Origin of the sequence: Butyricicoccus faecihominis (genome assembly GCF_024462775.1) — a bacterium.
Taxonomy (GTDB): Bacteria; Bacillota; Clostridia; order Oscillospirales; family Butyricicoccaceae; genus Agathobaculum; species Agathobaculum faecihominis_A.
The window spans coordinates 103510-120179 of the sequence record NZ_JANGCE010000006.1 but is presented as its reverse complement, the minus strand read 5'-3'; the positions used below and the strand labels follow the sequence as shown (position 1 = coordinate 120179).

Below are 16670 nucleotides of genomic sequence, written 5' to 3'. Positions count from 1 at the left end.
AATTCATTTAAGGGGATTTTACCGAAAAGACCTCCCCTTGCATCGGTGTCCCCGAAATGCTTCATACTTTTTTCGTACCCCTACCCCGAAAGCGTCCGTGCGCTTCATTGTGGCACTTGGTACACAGGCAGATCAGATTGTCCATATCGAAGCGCCGCTCCCATCCTTCCGGTGTCTGTATCGGCTGTATGTGATGCACCTCTGCCGCAATGGCAATGATATGCTGCCGCTTGCACCGCTCGCACTGATACCCCGCCTGTATCATCTTAGTATGCGATAACGTCCGCCACTCCGCCGAGTTGTAGAACGCAGTATACTTAGGATCTCTGCGCTTATCATACGCACGGTTAGCCTTACGCCGTCCCTCTGCCCTGCGTTTCTCGTTGGCCGCGTCTACAATTCGCTGGCACTGTTCGCAGTACGCCTTGCCCGCCGGTATGATTCGCTTGCACTTGGAACATAGCTTTTGCAGCACCACGACCACATTCTTTCCATAACAAAACCGCCTACGAAATCCGCAGACGGCCTGTTGTGATATGTAATTATCTGTTAATCTTTGTACCGTTCAATTACTGCTTTTAGCGTATCCGGCACATATGTCGCCACCTCATTGGTACCGCATAAAAAGCCTTGTGCAAATGCTTTTGGCAAACACAAGCGTGCTTCCTCGTAATACGGTATTTGAAACCTTCTAAACATCTCTACAAACATTCGCATGTCGGCGATGTTATCCCTGCACTCCGAAGTATGCATCTCTCCAGGATCAATAAGAGACAACAGCTGTGCAATTCCAGCGCCTCCCAAAAACGCACTTATGGGTAGCGATCGATTAAATGTTTTCTGATCCAAGTCACATCCTGTTAAAGTACCATCTTCGTGACGGTAATTTTTATGTACAATTCGCATTTTATCAATCTTATCTGATTCGTCAGTACCCCATACGACATATGCGTCCTCGCTGTTGTCAATAATCTTTCCACACACATCACAAGTCCACTGTTTGAACGGTTCCATGTTTTACCTCCATTATTCGGAATTATCAATTTTTAGTATATCGTATTAAACGGTTACCTGCAACTATTTAAAATAGATTTATCTCCCAACAAAGGGTCTTATGGAAATTAAGGTGGTGAGGGTACGACTGTTATGCAGATGCACTCATGTTTGAACGGCAGAAGCATATGTCATGAAGTATTGCACTTAAACATATTTCTATAACTCTATTATACCGCAGGTGGTATATGACATTCCATGACATCTTCAAACTTTTTAAGTGCTCGCCCATGCAGGCGTTGAATGTGCCGCCACGAAAAGCCCAAATCCACAGCAACCTGCTCCCACGTGTTGCAGTTGACGTAGTACTCGATCAGCAGCGTCGCCAGCGTTGAATCCTGCATTTTATGTATCGCTCGCAGAATTTCAGCTTTCACTTGACGCAGCTCCGCGATCTGCTCGTCCACCTCTGCACTCAATACAGCATACTGTTCGCTTTTGCTTCCACCGGCGCCGCCGCTGCTCCCCGGCATGTCTTTAATTTGCGCTGTTGCTGCTATCGCGCGATCATAAACTTCATGCTTGCTTGCAGATAAGGCTCTAACCCTGTTATCGATGCGCCTAGCCCGCATGAGCCATTGCTTTGTTGTCACGTCGTTCCTCCTTAGCCCGCTTGATAAATGCGTTTGCGTCCATATCTATGCCGATTAAGTCGAGATATAGATCGATTCCTCCGTTCATGACTTCATTTTCCGCTATTCCGCTTCTGGTGACGCTCTGCCTTTTAATATCTTTTGCTGCCTGCGTCAGAACTGCACAGGCGAGCGTTACCGCACCTTCGTCGCAAATTTTCATCGCTTGTTACCTCTACCCAATTCGTCCGGCGCATCGATCACCACAAGGCAGGTGCTGCCCGGATAATACCAGCTTTCGTCTTTCTCGTACACCACCGCACGCAGACCGTGGCGCTCGGCCCAGTCATCGACCAGCAGCCGCGTGTCCGCTGCGTCATAGTAGGGCTGATAGGTTAGCCAACACTTGCCCGATCGGGATTTAAACATCGTCGCATGATCCATGCGCGGCGGCAGCTCATACCGCGCACCCCGGCTGAATGCGCCGGGCACATAGTACCGGTGGCCTGTCCGCAGATACCGCGGCAGGTCTACCAGTTCATTCGGCCCATACGTCCACCGGACGATATCTTTATCCTGCACCCATTCGTCGAACAGGCGCTTGTCGGACTTATCTTTTCCACCTGTACGGAAGCCAAATTCTAAGTACGTTTCTATCGGTCTCCAGCTCAAGTTATTCGTCCTCCTTACTTTCTGCGATCCTGCATATAGCGCAATCTCCGCACTGAATATCCCCGTCCCAGTCCACTGTGATGAACCATGCGCAGGAAGGGCCCATGCAATTACACGATTGATTCGCTGCCGAAAACATCGGGCAAATTAGTCTTTTCTCCATTCTTATCATCCTTTCCGGCGGGGTGTCCCGCCCGTCCATCCATAGTCAGCCCAAGCGTTTTTCTGGCTGACCGCCTTTTTGTTTCAGATTATCTTTTTTTCTTGCTATAACCAGTCCATACGGTCTTCTAATGTTATGATTTTTAGACCTGTCCAGCCGTCCAGCCATTTTTCACGAAATACACACGCTATATAAGAGCGGGCACGCGTGTGTGTCTATGCAAGCGAATACATACGCACGCCCTCGCGTGTAGGTTTAAAAAAAGTGGCTGGACAGGCTGGACGGCTGGACACTATAAATTAATTCTCTTTATAAACAATATATATCTGTTCATAAAGGCCCTACTTGCTCACTTTCATTGCGTGTTGGAAAATTATTGCTGTCCAGCCACGAGCCTCGATTGTCCAGCCACTTCAGGTATTTCGCGCTCTAATCGCAGCACATAGCAAAGCGCACGTACCTTGTTAATGGTCACTTTTTGCGTAAGCGTACCTCCATGCCCACGTTTCCCCGAGTACTCAAGCCGTGCCAGATCCGCAAATCCAGTCAAACATTTCTTTGGATTGAAGCCGTTATCCAATAGCACCTTGCGCAGTCGATCAGCAATGACCGTCACGGTGCTATCATCATTGAATTTACCCCATGTATCCGCGTAGTTTGCCACTGAACGGCCTCCCGTAAAAACGCCGTTCTCGTCCGCGTGCATATCCTCTTCAAAGTGGTTCGCGTTCCCCGCGACCCAGCCGGTCACAAAGTCCCATGCCCGGTTCACCTCGTCCATTTCCGAGCGGGTGATCATGCCCTCAGATATCCGCACGACGAGGTCCTTCGCCTGTTCCCGCGCCATGTCCGGATCAAGCCCAAACACCGCGATCGAGCTCAAATAATCCGCCGTGCCGAGATGCGCCAGCGCGGCGATCAGCTTGTCGGAAATGTCCGTATTTTCTCGTAAAAACTTCTGAAAGACAGTTACCGTCCGTTTGACCTCCCCAAAATCGGGTAATTTTAACAGAAACTCGATGAAAATCTTCCCTGCGTAGCCGTAGTTCTCGCGTACCAACTCCACCGTTGCCTTGGGGTCCTGAAACAGCGGGGCGCGGCATTCGATCTCCACAATACGGTTCATCGCGCCGGCCTTGCTGTTGTCACTCGACAGCGGCGCTTCGCCGGTGGATAAAAAGGTCGTTCTCCACTCGCGCATCCGTTCGACCCCGCCGCCTCGTGTGCCGCGGCCCTTGCTCCGGCCCTCGCACAGCCTGTATACGGTCTGCGACAGCCCGCCCTTGTCCGCGTCCTTCTTTGTTTCCCGCTCGTCGATCACCATCGGGATCGAGTGGCACAGCGCGGCCTTACGTTCCAGTGATACCTCGGTCGAATGAAACGAACCGGTCAGTTTGTCCGGGTCCCCCCACACCGATACGGCAGCCATGGCCGCCACAGTTTTGCCGACCTCCGTGCCGCCCCACAGGTTGACGAAGAAGGATAGCGCGCCGGTCTTCCAAAGCAGCGGCGCCGCGAAGGACGCGGCCAGCATGGCCCGGAAAGGGATACTGTGCGATCTGGCCCGGAATACCTCACCCCGCCATGCGTCAAAGTCCCCTTGCTGCCGTACCGCCGTAAAAACCCCTTGATATTCTTCGTCGCCATCGTAAACGCATTCCTGTGAATACGGCATGAACATGTTGCCGTTCACCCACCCCACGCGATCCAGCGAGTTTTTGACCGGTATGACGTTCTCATTATCCGCTTCAAAGTCCGCCAAATACAGCACCAGCTCGGGCGCGTTATCGCTGTTGACCGCGATCGCATGGTCTGCCAGTGAAACAATGGTGTTACGACTGGCAATGACTGAACGCTTGACCGACAGGCTGCGCCAGCGCTTGAAGCGCGGCCATGACAGTTTTACCTTTTGTGTGCCTGTGTCCAGATTGTTCAGCCGTTCAGCGATCAAAATCGGATGCGAACAGATCCGCCCGTTCGAGCCCTCAATCCCGTGATTCGTCACTGTCCAGTGGTAGCAGGTCAGCCCCTCCAGCGGCGCGCCGGTCAACCGGATCGTGTGATCGCGCTGCGCTTCCCGCTCGGCCCGTTCGGCTTGCTGCGCTTCTTTCTCTGCAGCCGCGGCCTGTCGCTCATAGGCCCGCATCTGCGCGTCGAAGCCGCGGGCAAAGCCGTTCTTCTTTGCTATGTCACGCATGCGCAGCTTGTACTTCTGCCGAAGCACATCGTCGTCGATCGCCAGCAAGGACAGCGCCACATCGTCGGTGAGCAGCTCGTCCAACGTCTGCGCCTGTTCGTTGAAAGTAAAGCCCGGCGGCGCTGTGTCCTCCATGATCGTTTTCCATGCTTCATCCGACAGCGCGTCCAATGGATTGGTATCCGAATTTTTTTGCAAGCTCTCTCACCTCATTTCCGTAATGCTGATAAATAAATACCCTTTCGTCATCCGTGCCGAAGGAAAGCAGGTCGAGTAAATAGTCCACGAGATCCAGCTCGCGCAGCGCGATGTAGAAATCCCCGACCACCTCCTCGCCCGGCGCACGTGGGCGGAAGCCCTCTTTGCATAGCGCCAGAAACCGCCGGTACCGCGCCAGAATGTTATACGCGCCATGCCACCACAGCGAGAACGCATGCTTTTTTGCTCGCTCCCGCTCGGCTGTGCTCTGCTCACGCCGCGTGGGACGGTGCCCCTGCCCTAGCCCAAGGCCGAAGTCGTCGCTGATGCGCTTCGCCGCGTCTTTGATCGAAAGCCCTGTCAGCACCGCCACAAGATCGATCACGTCGCCGCCCTCACCGCAGGAAAAGCACTTAAACCGGCCGTTCCGAAAGCTCATAGACGGCGTATTATCCACATGCAGTGGACAATGGGCCATGTGCCCCCGCGCAAACTCCACGCCATAGAAGCGGGCCGCCTGCTCGATGTCGACCCGCTCCTTGATTTCCTCAAACACGGCTTAATGCTCCGAACTGCCAACGCCGGGCAAGCTGTACGATCAAGTCCTCCAGCTCGTCCCGAAACTCCTTACTTTCTGTATCGGGCGGGAAGTTCCGCAGCACCCACGCGCGGATCAGCAGCGCATTGTCCTCCGACTTCATCGTCGGTGCGATGCCCGGTACGAATGGGCAAGTCCCGCCCGCTCGGCCGATCGCCTCGGCGTGCCGTAAGTATGCATGGATCTTCTTTTTTATGTCTGTCATGTGACCTTCTCCTTTGCAAACTTTAGCCCTTCCCTGTTGGCGGGCATCAGCTTTCGTCCAACCCCTGCAAACAAGCGCTTTTCCCGCTCCGTCATTGGACGACCTTTTTCCTTGCTATACACCATGTTCCACTCGGAAAGCGCATCTTCATCATACGCATTTCCTTGGCGACCATCCTCAAACGCTTCGATAATGAGTGGACGCAAAACGTCCATAAAATCGTTATAGGTCATTTCTGCGCCGCCTCCTTCCTGCCTTCCCCTGACCATCCCGGCCCGTTTTCCAAGGCTTTGGCGTAATAGTGTAGTTTACGAATAAATGTTTCATCGTCTTTCATCCGATCCACTCTAGCATGCAGCAGATGCACCATACATTCGGTATCATTCTTGTAGGCTTTGGGCCGCGGCTTGATATGCTTCTTGTGCTCAGCACGCTGGCCTTTGAGGAAGCCAAGACGCATTGCATCGAGCATCAGGCCATACGTATCAGCACCAGCGGCATTCATTAGCGCCCTTTGACGTTCAATGTTAGGCCAGTATGCACCAAGATCAACAGCCCGTACCTTCTCGATAAACTTTTTTTCGTCAAACATGGCGCGCACCTCCTGCCGCCAGACTCTTGATCTTAGCCACTTCCGCAGGTGACAACCGATCAAGGAAATCATCAGCAGATTCCGCAACACGCATCTTTTCACCAGCCACGCACAACAGCGCGAGAAATAACTGTGTTGTGTCATTGTCGTTTTCACTGCAGAAGCGCACCAGCTTTTCAACGTTGGTCATTGACGCACCGCCTTACCTACGCTCACGTTGTGGGTTTGCAGCGCCGTCTCAATCCTCTCGGTGGGCGACATACAGGCTGGGAACCGCATCGTTGCGCATCGCGTAAGAACCTCTAGAATTTCTTTTCTGTGTTTGCATTGGCACAAGTACCGCACAACCCGATCTAGGTTCGGTGTAGGCGAATTATTTACGTTTTCCATTGTAAAGACCTCCAATATCGGTTATAATGGAGACAGAAAAACGGGCCTTCAATCCGTCGTTCTGTCTGCCGTCCGAGTGCTGGTACACTTGGACGGCTTTTCTCTTGCGAAAACGACCATCCCTATCGTAAGCGCCGCCACCAGAACGGCCACCGCGCCGAGCGGAAGCTTGTCCGCGTCCGACACGCAGCCGGTCAGGAGTAGGCCGAGGAAGCAGAGTGACGTTTTCATCGGTGCGCCCTCTCTGGTACGGCTCGTATACCCTCGACCGTATGGTCGTCGGTCAGGTCTAAGTCCGGATGTCTGGCTATGTACTCGATCAGCATATCGAGGTTGACGAACAGACGGTTCCCCGCTCTAATCGTTGGTACGACGCCGGATCTCATTAGTCGTTGTAGATGATATAGTTTCAACGCGGTTTTCGGATCGAGCTTTTTCACCTCGGCCAAGGCAGCTTGCGCGGTTCGGATGCGTGGTAGGTGGAATGAGTCAGCCATATCGCTTTCCTTCTTTCAGCGCTGTCTTGAGCCGCTCGCCGGCCGCTTTCGCTTCCGGGCTGTTCGGGCCGTCGCGGTTTGTCGTGTCGAGGAAGTGCTCCATCAGCTGATCCATTTTGGCATCAAAATTATCTCTATCCCTGTGGGGCATGCCAGCCATCTTCTTGCTGCACGCTTCGCAGTATACTGCCGTTCCAAAAAGATCTATTTTTTCGTCCTCGTCGAATACGCCAGCCAAATCGACTTGATGCTCACCGCCGCAGCCGGGACAAGTTGTAAAAACATTCTCGTCTGTGATATCAAATTTGACTTCGCCGTTCTCGGTCCGCTCTTTGATGTAAAACATAATCACTCCTCCATTCCTTCAAACATCCCTTGAATGTCGATTCTGTTTTTGATCGCCAGCCGCTTGACCAGATCAAGGTAGATTGGCACAAGTTTCGCGTCGTCCGCAATAATATCCAGCCGGTTCAGCTTGTCTCGTCGTGATTTGCACACACCTTCCTCGGCCATCCTGCGCTGGCGGTTCTCCATGCGGCGCTTGAGATCAACCCGCGCGGTCTGCTCCAATAAACGATATAATTCGTTATGTACCTCTTGGATGTAAGCGGCGCCGCCCCAAGCGTCGGCGATCTGCACAATTATCTTTTTGGTACGGTCGCGCCATGCGTTCGCATCCAGTGAAACGATATCGCTGATATTGTCCAGTCGGTCGTTTACCGCGACTAACTCCGCGGCCTGCCGCTTCTGCTCGATCTCCATGCCGATTAAGAGCTGGAGTTGCGGGGAAAGGTTATTGAGATTTGCCTTCATGTCCTGCGCCTTAAAATAGGTCTCTACCAGCTCATCATATACTTCCCATGCACGATCGGTGTTGAGTGACTTCGCATGTAGTAGTGCGCCGCGCTGCGTCCAAAGGTAGAGCGTCTTGCTGTTCTTGGCCGAACCTAAATCAATTTGAGTTAGGTTGATAAAGTCACGCTTATCTTCGCCCTCAAGCGCATAAAAGTGCTTGCCTACTTTGTAACGCTCCCTGTTGCGATTAAAATTGTTAGTAATGACTTGGGTTTCGGTCTCATAGCTCTCCGCGAGTTGGTTAGTCAGAAGTACACGCTGGCCTTCACGTTCAATAGGTACTAAATTGTTCATCTTGACAGCCGCCTCCAACACGGCTATTAGGTAAGTGGATATTTTGTTCTTTGCCCTGTCGGAGTTGCTGCTCTGATAGGGCTTTTTCATGTTCAGTCATTCCTGTTTGCCTTGGCTGACCTGCTGCTGTCCCATTGCAATCGTGTCCACGTGCCCGATCAGCATGGTCGGCGCGGCGGTCAGTGCAAGCTGCTGATCCTCCCACTTGGGCGGCTCCACAAAGTCAGGAATGATGTCGATACCAAACTGTTGTGCCGTCCGTTCAAAGGCCGCCGCGCGCTTCCATGCCGCGCTTCCCTGCTCCTTCTGGACAGTGTGCTGCAGCTTGGCCCAGTTGACCGCTTCGCCCAGCGAGGACGCCTTGACCGGGTATACGCGCTTGCGCTCTTCGTCCACCCTAGCCCGGAAATATCCGTTGACAAGCTGGCGCTGTACCATCCATGCGAGGTCGTCGGTGAACGACTTGACCAGCATCAGATAGCCGGATTCGGTGATGAGCTTTATCCCATTGGGAGCGATGATTCCGTACTCCCGAGCTGCTTCGTCCGGATTTCGGACGAAGTAATCCGTACCCTCCAAAAAATGCTTCTGGTTGTCGTTGAACCGCTTTCGTGCCGTTCCCTCCGGCCGATTATGTACCGCATCAATGTCGCGGAACGTCGTCACGCGCTGGCCCTGAAATTCCCGAACGGGAAGATCATAGTTGTTTACTTTGATTGTGTTCATGGCTTTTGCCCTCCTTTTCTTCCTTGTCCGCTTCTTGCACACTGTTTAGGCAGTCAACGTATCCGGCCAAGTACAGCAACTTATCCGCGGGTAATCGTTCAAGGCAACTAGCTATATTCTCTAGGTGTCGCAGTTTAGCTTCTTTGTCCTTGATCGGATATTTGATTCTTTCCACTTTTTCACCTCCAATCATTGATTGTATCAACATCATAATCCCTTAAGTCAATTTAGTCAAGCCTTTTTAAGAAAAAACTTGACTAAAGGGAATCTAGGCGTTAAAATGAAATCATCACAGATGAAAGGAGCCGAGTTTTAATGGGTGAACGAATACGTGAGATAAGACAAGCCTTAAAATTGAATCAGGCACAATTTGGGAAAAGACTTGGTGTTACAAATACCGCTATATCTAAATTGGAACACAATGAAAATCAGCTAACCGACCAAATGCTTATTGTCATTTGTGAGATATTTAATGTAAACGAGATATGGCTACGCACTGGTGAAGGAGAAATGTTCGTCGAGCTTACCCCAGACGAAGAGTTTGCTGCTCTTTGTGGAGAAATATCTTGCTCCAATGACGATCTGACCAAAAAAGCTCTTAGGAGCTACTGGAAATTAGATGAAAATGGAAAAGCCATTATACAGCAGTTAATCAAGACATTAAGCGAACAAAATAGCAAATAAAAAAAAAGCAGCGGTTTCCCGCTGCCCTTCTTACTTTGTTAGATTCAAAACATATTGGTATGCCATTTTCAACGACCGTTCGTTACGAATACTGGAAACGACATCCGTAATCTTTCGCTCATATTCGTGCTTGTCGAACGCTTTATGTACAGGCAGTCCCGCCTGTCCTTCTCTCTTTGTCTGATTGCCTGTCATAATTTGCTCCCTTCAATCATTAAACGTTAACTCTGTTTTCTTTACCCTATAATACCACCGTCAAAGCTTAGACTCAAACAAAATACCCCGGTTATTTCATTGTAAAATATGTGATTTTTATGCGATTTTAAGCGTTTTAAGTCCGATTTCGTTGGCTATATTGTTAAGAGGGCACAAAACTTAAAAACCGGCAGCAGCTATCCGCTTCCGTTCGTGCTTAATTACTATATTACCATCACGTTTGTGCTTCGTCAAGTTTTTCTTTTCATTCGTGCTTATTTGTGGTATGATAAGCACGAACAGCAGTAATCGGAGGTTAGATCTATGGTCGGTGCTCGAATAAAGATGCTTCGGGAGGAAGCACAGCTTTCGCAGGCGCAGCTTGCAAAAGAACTAGATATATCCCAATCTGCATTAGGAAATTACGAGCGTGGCGGTCGTGAGCCTGATGCAGTTTTGTTAATTAAACTCGCTAGGTACTTCCATGTTACATCGGACTACCTTTTGGGTTTATCAAACGTGAGAACGGTTAAAAACGTTAGTATATCTTCCGCATTAAAGTTAAGCGATCAAGCCATTGAAGAAATAAGAAAAATTACAGAAGTTCCTGATTTAGCCGAAGTATTTGATGCCTTTTTGTCTGATGGGAGTATTGCAAGTATAATTAGTGGCATTAGTCTTCTATCACATGCAAAGTCGCAATACTATTTCGATATTTTAAACAACGGCGATACACCCATTGAGAATGCCTATTTTCGTTTTGCAGATACCTTATCCGACGCTATAAGCAACAGCAAACTGGACACTATATTTGCTAGTAAGTCAGGATTAAAAAACCTACCAGATTGGTATGTTGTGACCGGAAAATCATATATTGACCTTTGCAAATATCAGTTGGATGACTTATTTTCAACTACTGTTGACGCCTACGTAGGTTCTGACTACAGCTATTTAAACTGGCTTTCTGAAGAAATAGAATCGAGAGACGCTTTACTTGGTGATAACGAAAATAGCAAATGACGCAGCATCCCGAGTATCCTCTACGACAATTACGCTTGACAGGCTGTAAAGGAAAGGACGATGCCCATGCAACCTAACCTCAACAATCTCATAGCCGCCCTCGGCAGCTCACGCGGCGCAGAGCGTATCGTCCTATTCGGCTCCCGCGCGCGGGGCGACAACCATGAGCGCAGCGACATCGACCTTGCCGTCTATGGCTTGCCTGAAAGCAAAGAAGCAGCCTTTCTGGACGGTATTGACGAACTACCCACGCTGCTCAAATTTGACGTCGTGTTTATCAGCCCCCACACCAGCCCCGCCCTGCTGGACGAAATCAAACGAGATGGAGTGACCCTCTATGAAGCCCAATAAATCTAAGCGCGACAACTACCTCGACGCGGTACAGCGTCTGGCGGAAGCCGTTACGGACTATAAGAACATCCCGAACGATACTGTTCGGGACGGGATGATCCAGCGGTTTGAATTTACCTTTGAATTGGCGTGGAAAGCCCTTAAGGAGTATATGATCGACGCAGGCGTACAAAACACGCTGCAATTTCCCAAACAGGTATTGCGCGAAGCCTATGCTACGAGCCTGATCAGCAGCGACAGCATTTGGCTGGACATGCTCAACGCCCGCAATACGACCTCGCATATCTATGACGACCATACCGCCGCGGTAATTGCAGGTAAAATTCAGAAGTCCTACCTGCCTGAGCTTCAAAAGCTTGCAGCGCTTTTAAACAAATAAAAAATCCCGCCCACCGGCTGCAACCGGTAAGCGGGACAGGGGGCAGAAACTTTGAACAGGCATTCTGCCCCTTTATTGTACCATACCCAAAAGCAAAAATAAAGGGAGGAATTGCTATGGCAACCGTAACAAAGCGAAAAGGCAAGAAGGGCACCAGCTACCTGTTGCGTTGCTACTGCGGCTATGATATAGCCGGCCAGCAAATCGAACGCAACTGCACTTGGCGGCCGCCCGCAAATATGACGGAGCGACAGGCCGACAAGGAAGCTGCCCGACAAGCCTTTTTATTCGAGGAACGCTGCCGCACCGGTCAGGTGCTGGACGGATCGGTCCGCTTCGCTGACTACGCGGAGATGTGGATCAAGGAGCGTGGCGAGATTACTTTACGCCCGCGCACCCTACACAGTTATAAATCGTATTTGACGCGAATCAATGCTGCGATTGGACATATACGGCTGGATAAGCTACAGCCGCATCATCTGTCAAAATTCTATGCAAACCTGATGGAGGAAGGGATCCGACAGAATGCGCACTGTAAGGCTTGCGTTGACCTGTCCGCCATCCTGAAACAAGTCGGCTTAAAGCAGTACGAGCTTGTCAACCAGACAGGGCTTGCACAATGCACGGTGCGTTCGGCAGTTCATGGGAAACCCGTAGCCAGCAAGACGGCGCAAAAAATATCTGATGCGCTGGGCAGACCTATTAATAAACTGTTTGCCCTCACGGAATCGCCCGAACCGCTCGCACCCGAAACCGTAAGGAAATATCATGCTGTGATATCCACTATTTTAAATACGGCGGTCAAGCAGCAAGTCATTTTCTCAAATCCCTGCGAGCGTGTCGAACTGCCGCGATCGCAGCATAAGGATGCAGAATATTTACAGGAATCGGACGCCTTGCAGCTTCTCGATCTACTGCAGTCCGCCCCGCTGCAATATCGTGTTGCGGTCGAGCTCCTATTGTACACGGGCATGCGGCGCGGCGAGCTCTGTGGTCTGGAGTGGAAGGATATCAATTTTGAAACGGGCGTCATTCAAGTCCGCCGCACCTCACAGTACCTTCCCGGCGAGGGCGTGTTTACCGACGAAACAAAGAATTACAGTTCCAGCCGTGCAATCAGGGCGCCGGCCTCCGCCCTTACACTCTTGAAGGCCTATCGAACGTGGCAGTTGGAGCAGCGCCTGCAGCTTGGAGACCAGTGGCAAGACTATGACCGGCTATTTACTACATGGAACGGAAAACCCATGCATCCAGATACGCTTTCTGGCTGGTTTCATGACTTCATAAAGGATAGCTCGCTGCCGCCGATCCACCTGCACAGCCTGCGCCACACCAACGCATCGCTGCTGATCGCTGCCAACACGAATTTGCAAACCGTATCCTCCCGGCTGGGTCATGCAAACTTCAGTACAACAGCCAAAATATACGCACATGCTATCCAATCTGCCGATGCAGCCGCAGCCGATACCCTTGATGATTTGCTGCATCCTGTCAGAAAAAAAGCATAAAATAATGAGCGCGGAGTCAGATGATCCCGCGCTCGTCTTTTTATCCGTAACGGACAAATAACGGACAAAAGTATTTTGCTGTTTTCCATATTAGTACGAAAAGTACGAAAAACCCGCCATTTCATACGAAATAGCGGGTTTTCTTGGAGCTTGTGATCGGACTCGAACCGATGACCTGCGCATTACGAATGCGCTGCTCTACCAACTGAGCCACACAAGCATTTATGAGAATCAGGCCATCTCCGCCTCGTTCTGTTTGTTAGTATACCACGGATTTGGCGGTTTGAAAAGAATGCCTTTTATAAATAGCCGATGACCTGCGCAAGCATTTTTGTGCTTGACTATTTCAACCGCTATCATTTTGTCAGCCTTGATATTGTACCATGGTTTTTCCTTCTCGTCAATCTTTTTTTAGTTTTTTCTTGACTTTTCCTCGCATTCCGTTATAATAGAAAGGTATCCTTGCTCATATCAGTGGATATGGGCCTATAGTCCAAAAGGAGGTGCTAAAAGCATGGCAAAGATTACTGGCAAGTACGAGACAATCTTCATTGTCACTCCCACGCTGGAGGAGGCGGCCGCTCAGGCTGTCGCGGACAAGTTCAAGGCTCTCGTCGAGACGAACGGCACGAACGTTGAGGTTGAGGATTGGGGCAAGCGCAAGCTGGCCTACCCGATCAACGACCAGACCGAAGGCTACTACACCCTGATCCGTTTCGAGTCCGCCCCGGCCTTCCCGGCTGAGCTGGACCGTATTTACAAGATCACGGATGGCCTGATGCGTTCGCTGATCGTCTGTCTGGACGACTAAGGCGGGTGCAGCATGCTCAATAAGGCGATTTTAATGGGTCGTTTGACCCGGGATCCCGAGCTGCGTCACACGCAGAGCAACATGGCCGTATGCTCCTTCCGCCTTGCGATCGACCGCGACCGCAAGGGCCCGAACGGCGAACGCCAGACCGACTTCATCGACTGTGTCGCATGGGGCCGTCAGGCGGAATTCGTCGCGCAGTGGTTCGCGAAGGGCGTTATGGCGATCGTAGTCGGCCGCGTACAGTCCCGCCAATGGCAGGACCAGAACGGCAACAACCGCACCGCAATCGAAGTAAACTGCGATGAAGTTTCCTTCGGCGAGACCAAAAAGTCCCGCGAAACAAACGGTGGTTATGCCGGCGGCTACGGCGACGGTTCGCAAATGCGGCCCGAACCCGCCGCATCGCAGGTGGCTCCCGCATTCGATCTGCCCTCGGGCGATTCGGATTTTCAGGAGCTTGCCGATGATGACGGCGATGTCCCATTCTGAGCTAAGGAGGTAAAGTGACAATGGAAGAAAACAAGAGAGAATATACGCCCCGTTCCGACCGTCCGCAGCGCGGCGGCCGTCGCCGCAGAAAGGTTTGCAATTTCTGTGTCGATAAGATCGACTGCGTCGATTACAAGGATGTGGCCAAGCTTCGCAAATATATGTCCGAGCGCGGCAAGATTCTGCCCCGCCGCATGACCGGCGCCTGCGCACGTCATCAGCGCCAGCTGACCGACGCGATTAAGCGCGCCCGTCATATCGCTCTGCTGCCCTACACGGCGGAGTAATTACCCGTTCCCATTTCATAAGGATACAACAAAAGATCCGCAGGCGTTTCGCCGTGCGGATCTTTTTTATGCGCTTTATTCGGTTTGCGCGCCCTGCGCCATGCGCAGCGTCGCCACAAACGCGGAGCCGGAACCGGGCTCGCTCGTTGCCGCGATGCCGCCGCCGTGGCGCTGCAAAATCATTTGCACGACCGGCAGCCCCAGACCCGAACCGGGAATGCGCTGTGAGCGCGACTGATCGGCGCGGTAAAACGGCTCGAAGATATGGCGCAGCTCCTCCGGCGTCATGCCGATTCCGGTGTCCGCGACACGGACGCGCACCGTATCCCCCGCCGGTTCCGACGACAGCGTGACGCTGCCGCCCGGCCGGTTGTATTTGATGGCGTTTTCGATCAGATTGAAAAACGCGCGGTAAAGCAGGCTGGCGTTTCCGGTCACCGCCGCCTGTTGCTCGTTATCGAGCGATAGCCGCACGCCGTGTTCCGCTGCCCGCGCGGCAAGCTCGCGCAGCGCCTGTTCCAAAAGCGGGCGCAGCGGAACGGTCTCCTCCGCGGGCACGGCGCCGATATCCGCCAGCGCCAGCAGCCCGTCCACGGTCTTTATAATACGATCCAAGCTCTGCGCGGTATCCTGCATAAATTCCCGGTAATCCGCCGTTTCCGGATGCGGGTCCATTTCCAGCACCTGCAAAGAGGATTTCATGACCGCCAGCGGGGTTTTCAGCTCGTGCGCCGCATTGGATGCAAAGCTTTTCTGGATCAGAAACGCGTCCTCCAGCCGGTCCAGCATATGATTGAAGGATTCCGTCAGCGCCAGCACTTCGCCCCGCGCCTGCTCTACGGCTACGCGCCGGTCCAGATGCCGGTCATCCACCGCGCGCACCGACTGCGTCAGCTTTTTCAGCGGCCGCAGCACCCGCCCCGTGGCCCAATAGGTGCCGGCGAGCGCCAGCGCCACGATCAGCGCCATGGCCGCAAGCGATTGCGCGGAAAATTTCTGCGAAGCGGCGTGAAAATAGTTTTCCGGCTCTTTGATCACGGGATCGATCTCGACCTCTCCCGATAGCGCGGGGTCGATATCGGCAAGCCCGCTGTCTAAAAGCGCCGCGTAATCCCCGTAATAGGTGTGCGCGGCAAAGAGAGAATTTGTGGTGAGCAGCGCACAGGCCGCCAGCAGAATCACGCCGACGATCGCCGTCAGCCGCAGCCGTAAGGTGTATTTTTTCACGGCGCGCCCTCCTCCGGGGCTTGCAGGCGATAGCCCTGTCCCCTTTTTGTCACAATATAGTCTCCCGCGCCGGCCGTTTCCATCTTTTTTCGCAGCGAGTGGATGTGGAACCGAAAGGAGTTGGAGAACAGGTCGGTCTCACTGTCCCACGCGTGCTCGATCAGCGTTTCCGCCGCGACGGTCTCCCCGGAGTGCGTCATCAAATATTCCAAAAGCGTATACTCCTTGCGGGTCAGTTCGACCTGCCGCTGTCCGTACCACACCTGCCGCGCGGCGGTGTCGAGCCGCAGAAGGCCGCAGCGAAGCGTTACATCCTTTGTCGTAAAGCTGCGCCGAAGCAGGCTGCGGATGCGGGCCTCCAGCTCCGCGAACTCGAAGGGCTTGGTCAAATAATCGTTGCTGCCGCTATCCAGACCGCTGATCTTATCCTCTAGGGAATTGCGCGCGGACAGGATCAGAATGCGAAAATCCGCATCCTTCTCCCGTATTTGCCGCAGCACCTCCATGCCGTCCAGTCCGGGCAGGTTCAAATCCAGAATCATCAGGTCATATTCGTTCAGCCCATACAGGTAAAGCGCCTGCTCGCCGTCGTAGGCGCAGTCGACTGCGTAACCCAGCAGCCCCAGCCCCTTGGCCACGGATTTGGACAGTAACGCTTCATCCTCCACCAGCAGCAATTTCATGTCGCGCGGTCCTCCCGTTCT

At 52.4% G+C, this 16670-nt stretch carries 26 protein-coding genes and 1 tRNA gene; 8 read left to right on the top strand and 19 right to left on the bottom strand.

Features of this window, described 5'->3' with window-relative positions; translation table 11 throughout:
• Window positions 1-61: 61 nt before the first annotated feature.
• From NE562_RS05590 to NE562_RS05515, 16 genes are all read right to left on the bottom strand, one after another.
• Window positions 62-475 carry an HNH endonuclease signature motif containing protein gene (locus tag NE562_RS05590; RefSeq protein WP_280961414.1) on the bottom strand — a complete coding sequence of 138 codons (414 nt, stop codon included), beginning with the start codon at window positions 473-475 and terminating at the stop codon, window positions 62-64.
• 74 nt (window positions 476-549) lie between these two features.
• The gene (locus NE562_RS05585) at window positions 550-1014 is read right to left on the bottom strand and encodes a hypothetical protein (RefSeq protein ID WP_280961413.1); all 465 of its coding nucleotides are present in this window, start codon (window positions 1012-1014) and stop codon (window positions 550-552) included.
• Window positions 1015-1223: 209 nt separating this feature from the next.
• On the bottom strand, window positions 1224-1646 hold the full coding sequence (locus NE562_RS05580) for a hypothetical protein (protein WP_280961412.1): 423 nt from the start codon (window positions 1644-1646) through the stop codon (window positions 1224-1226).
• On the bottom strand, window positions 1615-1848 hold the full coding sequence (locus NE562_RS05575) for a hypothetical protein (protein WP_280961411.1): 234 nt from the start codon (window positions 1846-1848) through the stop codon (window positions 1615-1617). The genes NE562_RS05580 and NE562_RS05575 overlap by 32 nt, the downstream gene beginning before the upstream one ends.
• Window positions 1845-2297: a hypothetical protein gene (locus NE562_RS05570; RefSeq protein WP_280961410.1), complete on the bottom strand. Its 453-nt coding sequence runs from the start codon at window positions 2295-2297 to the stop codon at window positions 1845-1847. The genes NE562_RS05575 and NE562_RS05570 overlap by 4 nt, the downstream gene beginning before the upstream one ends.
• Before the next feature lie 536 nt (window positions 2298-2833).
• On the bottom strand, window positions 2834-4855 hold the full coding sequence (locus tag NE562_RS05565; RefSeq protein WP_280961409.1) for a DUF927 domain-containing protein: 2022 nt from the start codon (window positions 4853-4855) through the stop codon (window positions 2834-2836).
• Complete coding sequence (locus NE562_RS05560) at window positions 4809-5411, bottom strand: CHC2 zinc finger domain-containing protein (protein ID WP_280961408.1); 603 nt, start codon at window positions 5409-5411, stop codon at window positions 4809-4811. Before NE562_RS05560 ends, NE562_RS05565 begins: the two co-directional genes overlap by 47 nt.
• Entirely contained in the window at window positions 5404-5658 is a 255-nt protein-coding gene (locus tag NE562_RS05555; RefSeq protein WP_280961407.1) for a hypothetical protein, read from the bottom strand. The genes NE562_RS05560 and NE562_RS05555 overlap by 8 nt, the downstream gene beginning before the upstream one ends.
• Window positions 5655-5891: a hypothetical protein gene (locus tag NE562_RS05550; protein ID WP_280961406.1), complete on the bottom strand. Its 237-nt coding sequence runs from the start codon at window positions 5889-5891 to the stop codon at window positions 5655-5657. Before NE562_RS05550 ends, NE562_RS05555 begins: the two co-directional genes overlap by 4 nt.
• On the bottom strand, window positions 5888-6250 hold the full coding sequence (locus tag NE562_RS05545; RefSeq protein ID WP_280961405.1) for a hypothetical protein: 363 nt from the start codon (window positions 6248-6250) through the stop codon (window positions 5888-5890). Before NE562_RS05545 ends, NE562_RS05550 begins: the two co-directional genes overlap by 4 nt.
• A complete protein-coding gene (locus NE562_RS05540; RefSeq protein WP_280961404.1) occupies window positions 6243-6440 on the bottom strand; it encodes a hypothetical protein in 198 nt (65 codons plus the stop codon). Before NE562_RS05540 ends, NE562_RS05545 begins: the two co-directional genes overlap by 8 nt.
• Window positions 6441-6688: 248 nt before the next feature.
• Window positions 6689-6871: a hypothetical protein gene (locus tag NE562_RS05535; protein ID WP_280961403.1), complete on the bottom strand. Its 183-nt coding sequence runs from the start codon at window positions 6869-6871 to the stop codon at window positions 6689-6691.
• A 258-nt stretch (window positions 6872-7129) separates the two neighbouring features.
• Window positions 7130-7483 (bottom strand): hypothetical protein, encoded by a 354-nt coding sequence (locus NE562_RS05530; RefSeq protein ID WP_280961402.1) that lies wholly within the window; start codon window positions 7481-7483, stop codon window positions 7130-7132.
• A 2-nt stretch (window positions 7484-7485) separates the two neighbouring features.
• Window positions 7486-8376 carry an ORF6N domain-containing protein gene (locus NE562_RS05525; protein WP_280961401.1) on the bottom strand — a complete coding sequence of 297 codons (891 nt, stop codon included), beginning with the start codon at window positions 8374-8376 and terminating at the stop codon, window positions 7486-7488.
• A 6-nt stretch (window positions 8377-8382) separates the two neighbouring features.
• Window positions 8383-9012 (bottom strand): ORF6N domain-containing protein, encoded by a 630-nt coding sequence (locus NE562_RS05520; protein WP_280961400.1) that lies wholly within the window; start codon window positions 9010-9012, stop codon window positions 8383-8385.
• Entirely contained in the window at window positions 8984-9187 is a 204-nt protein-coding gene (locus NE562_RS05515; RefSeq protein ID WP_280961399.1) for a hypothetical protein, read from the bottom strand. Before NE562_RS05515 ends, NE562_RS05520 begins: the two co-directional genes overlap by 29 nt.
• 140 nt (window positions 9188-9327) lie before the next feature.
• On the opposite strand from NE562_RS05515, the gene NE562_RS05510 reads away from it, so the two are divergent.
• The 5 genes from NE562_RS05510 (at window position 9328) to NE562_RS05490 (ending at window position 13149) form a co-directional block, all read left to right on the top strand.
• Complete coding sequence (locus NE562_RS05510; RefSeq protein ID WP_280961398.1) at window positions 9328-9696, top strand: helix-turn-helix domain-containing protein; 369 nt, start codon at window positions 9328-9330, stop codon at window positions 9694-9696.
• Between the two features lie 519 nt (window positions 9697-10215).
• Window positions 10216-10911, top strand: a complete 696-nt coding sequence (locus tag NE562_RS05505) for a helix-turn-helix domain-containing protein (RefSeq protein ID WP_280961397.1) — start codon at window positions 10216-10218, stop codon at window positions 10909-10911.
• Window positions 10912-10971: 60 nt separating this feature from the next.
• Window positions 10972-11262 carry a nucleotidyltransferase family protein gene (locus tag NE562_RS05500; RefSeq protein ID WP_280961396.1) on the top strand — a complete coding sequence of 97 codons (291 nt, stop codon included), beginning with the start codon at window positions 10972-10974 and terminating at the stop codon, window positions 11260-11262.
• Window positions 11249-11641, top strand: coding sequence for a nucleotidyltransferase substrate binding protein (locus tag NE562_RS05495; protein ID WP_280961395.1), 393 nt, complete (start codon window positions 11249-11251; stop codon window positions 11639-11641). The genes NE562_RS05500 and NE562_RS05495 overlap by 14 nt, the downstream gene beginning before the upstream one ends.
• Window positions 11642-11757: 116 nt before the next feature.
• Window positions 11758-13149, top strand: a complete 1392-nt coding sequence (locus tag NE562_RS05490; protein WP_280961394.1) for a site-specific integrase — start codon at window positions 11758-11760, stop codon at window positions 13147-13149.
• A gap of 144 nt (window positions 13150-13293) precedes the next feature.
• Here the strand turns inward: NE562_RS05490 and NE562_RS05485 are convergent.
• A tRNA-Thr gene (locus NE562_RS05485) sits at window positions 13294-13369 on the bottom strand.
• A gap of 294 nt (window positions 13370-13663) precedes the next feature.
• Here NE562_RS05485 and rpsF point away from each other — a divergent pair.
• From rpsF to rpsR, 3 genes are read left to right on the top strand one after another with little or no spacing between them, the layout of a single operon-like run.
• Window positions 13664-13960, top strand: coding sequence for a 30S ribosomal protein S6 (rpsF, locus tag NE562_RS05480; protein ID WP_280961393.1), 297 nt, complete (start codon window positions 13664-13666; stop codon window positions 13958-13960).
• 12 nt (window positions 13961-13972) lie between these two features.
• Window positions 13973-14452, top strand: coding sequence for a single-stranded DNA-binding protein (locus NE562_RS05475; RefSeq protein WP_280961392.1), 480 nt, complete (start codon window positions 13973-13975; stop codon window positions 14450-14452).
• 20 nt (window positions 14453-14472) lie between these two features.
• Window positions 14473-14739, top strand: a complete 267-nt coding sequence (gene rpsR, locus NE562_RS05470; RefSeq protein WP_280961391.1) for a 30S ribosomal protein S18 — start codon at window positions 14473-14475, stop codon at window positions 14737-14739.
• Between the two features lie 75 nt (window positions 14740-14814).
• Here rpsR and NE562_RS05465 read toward each other — a convergent pair whose 3' ends face one another.
• Together NE562_RS05465 and NE562_RS05460 are read right to left on the bottom strand one after the other, a co-directional pair.
• Window positions 14815-15966 (bottom strand): sensor histidine kinase, encoded by a 1152-nt coding sequence (locus NE562_RS05465; protein WP_280961390.1) that lies wholly within the window; start codon window positions 15964-15966, stop codon window positions 14815-14817.
• Window positions 15963-16649, bottom strand: coding sequence for a response regulator transcription factor (locus NE562_RS05460; RefSeq protein ID WP_280961389.1), 687 nt, complete (start codon window positions 16647-16649; stop codon window positions 15963-15965). Before NE562_RS05460 ends, NE562_RS05465 begins: the two co-directional genes overlap by 4 nt.
• Between the last annotated feature and the right edge of the window lie 21 nt (window positions 16650-16670).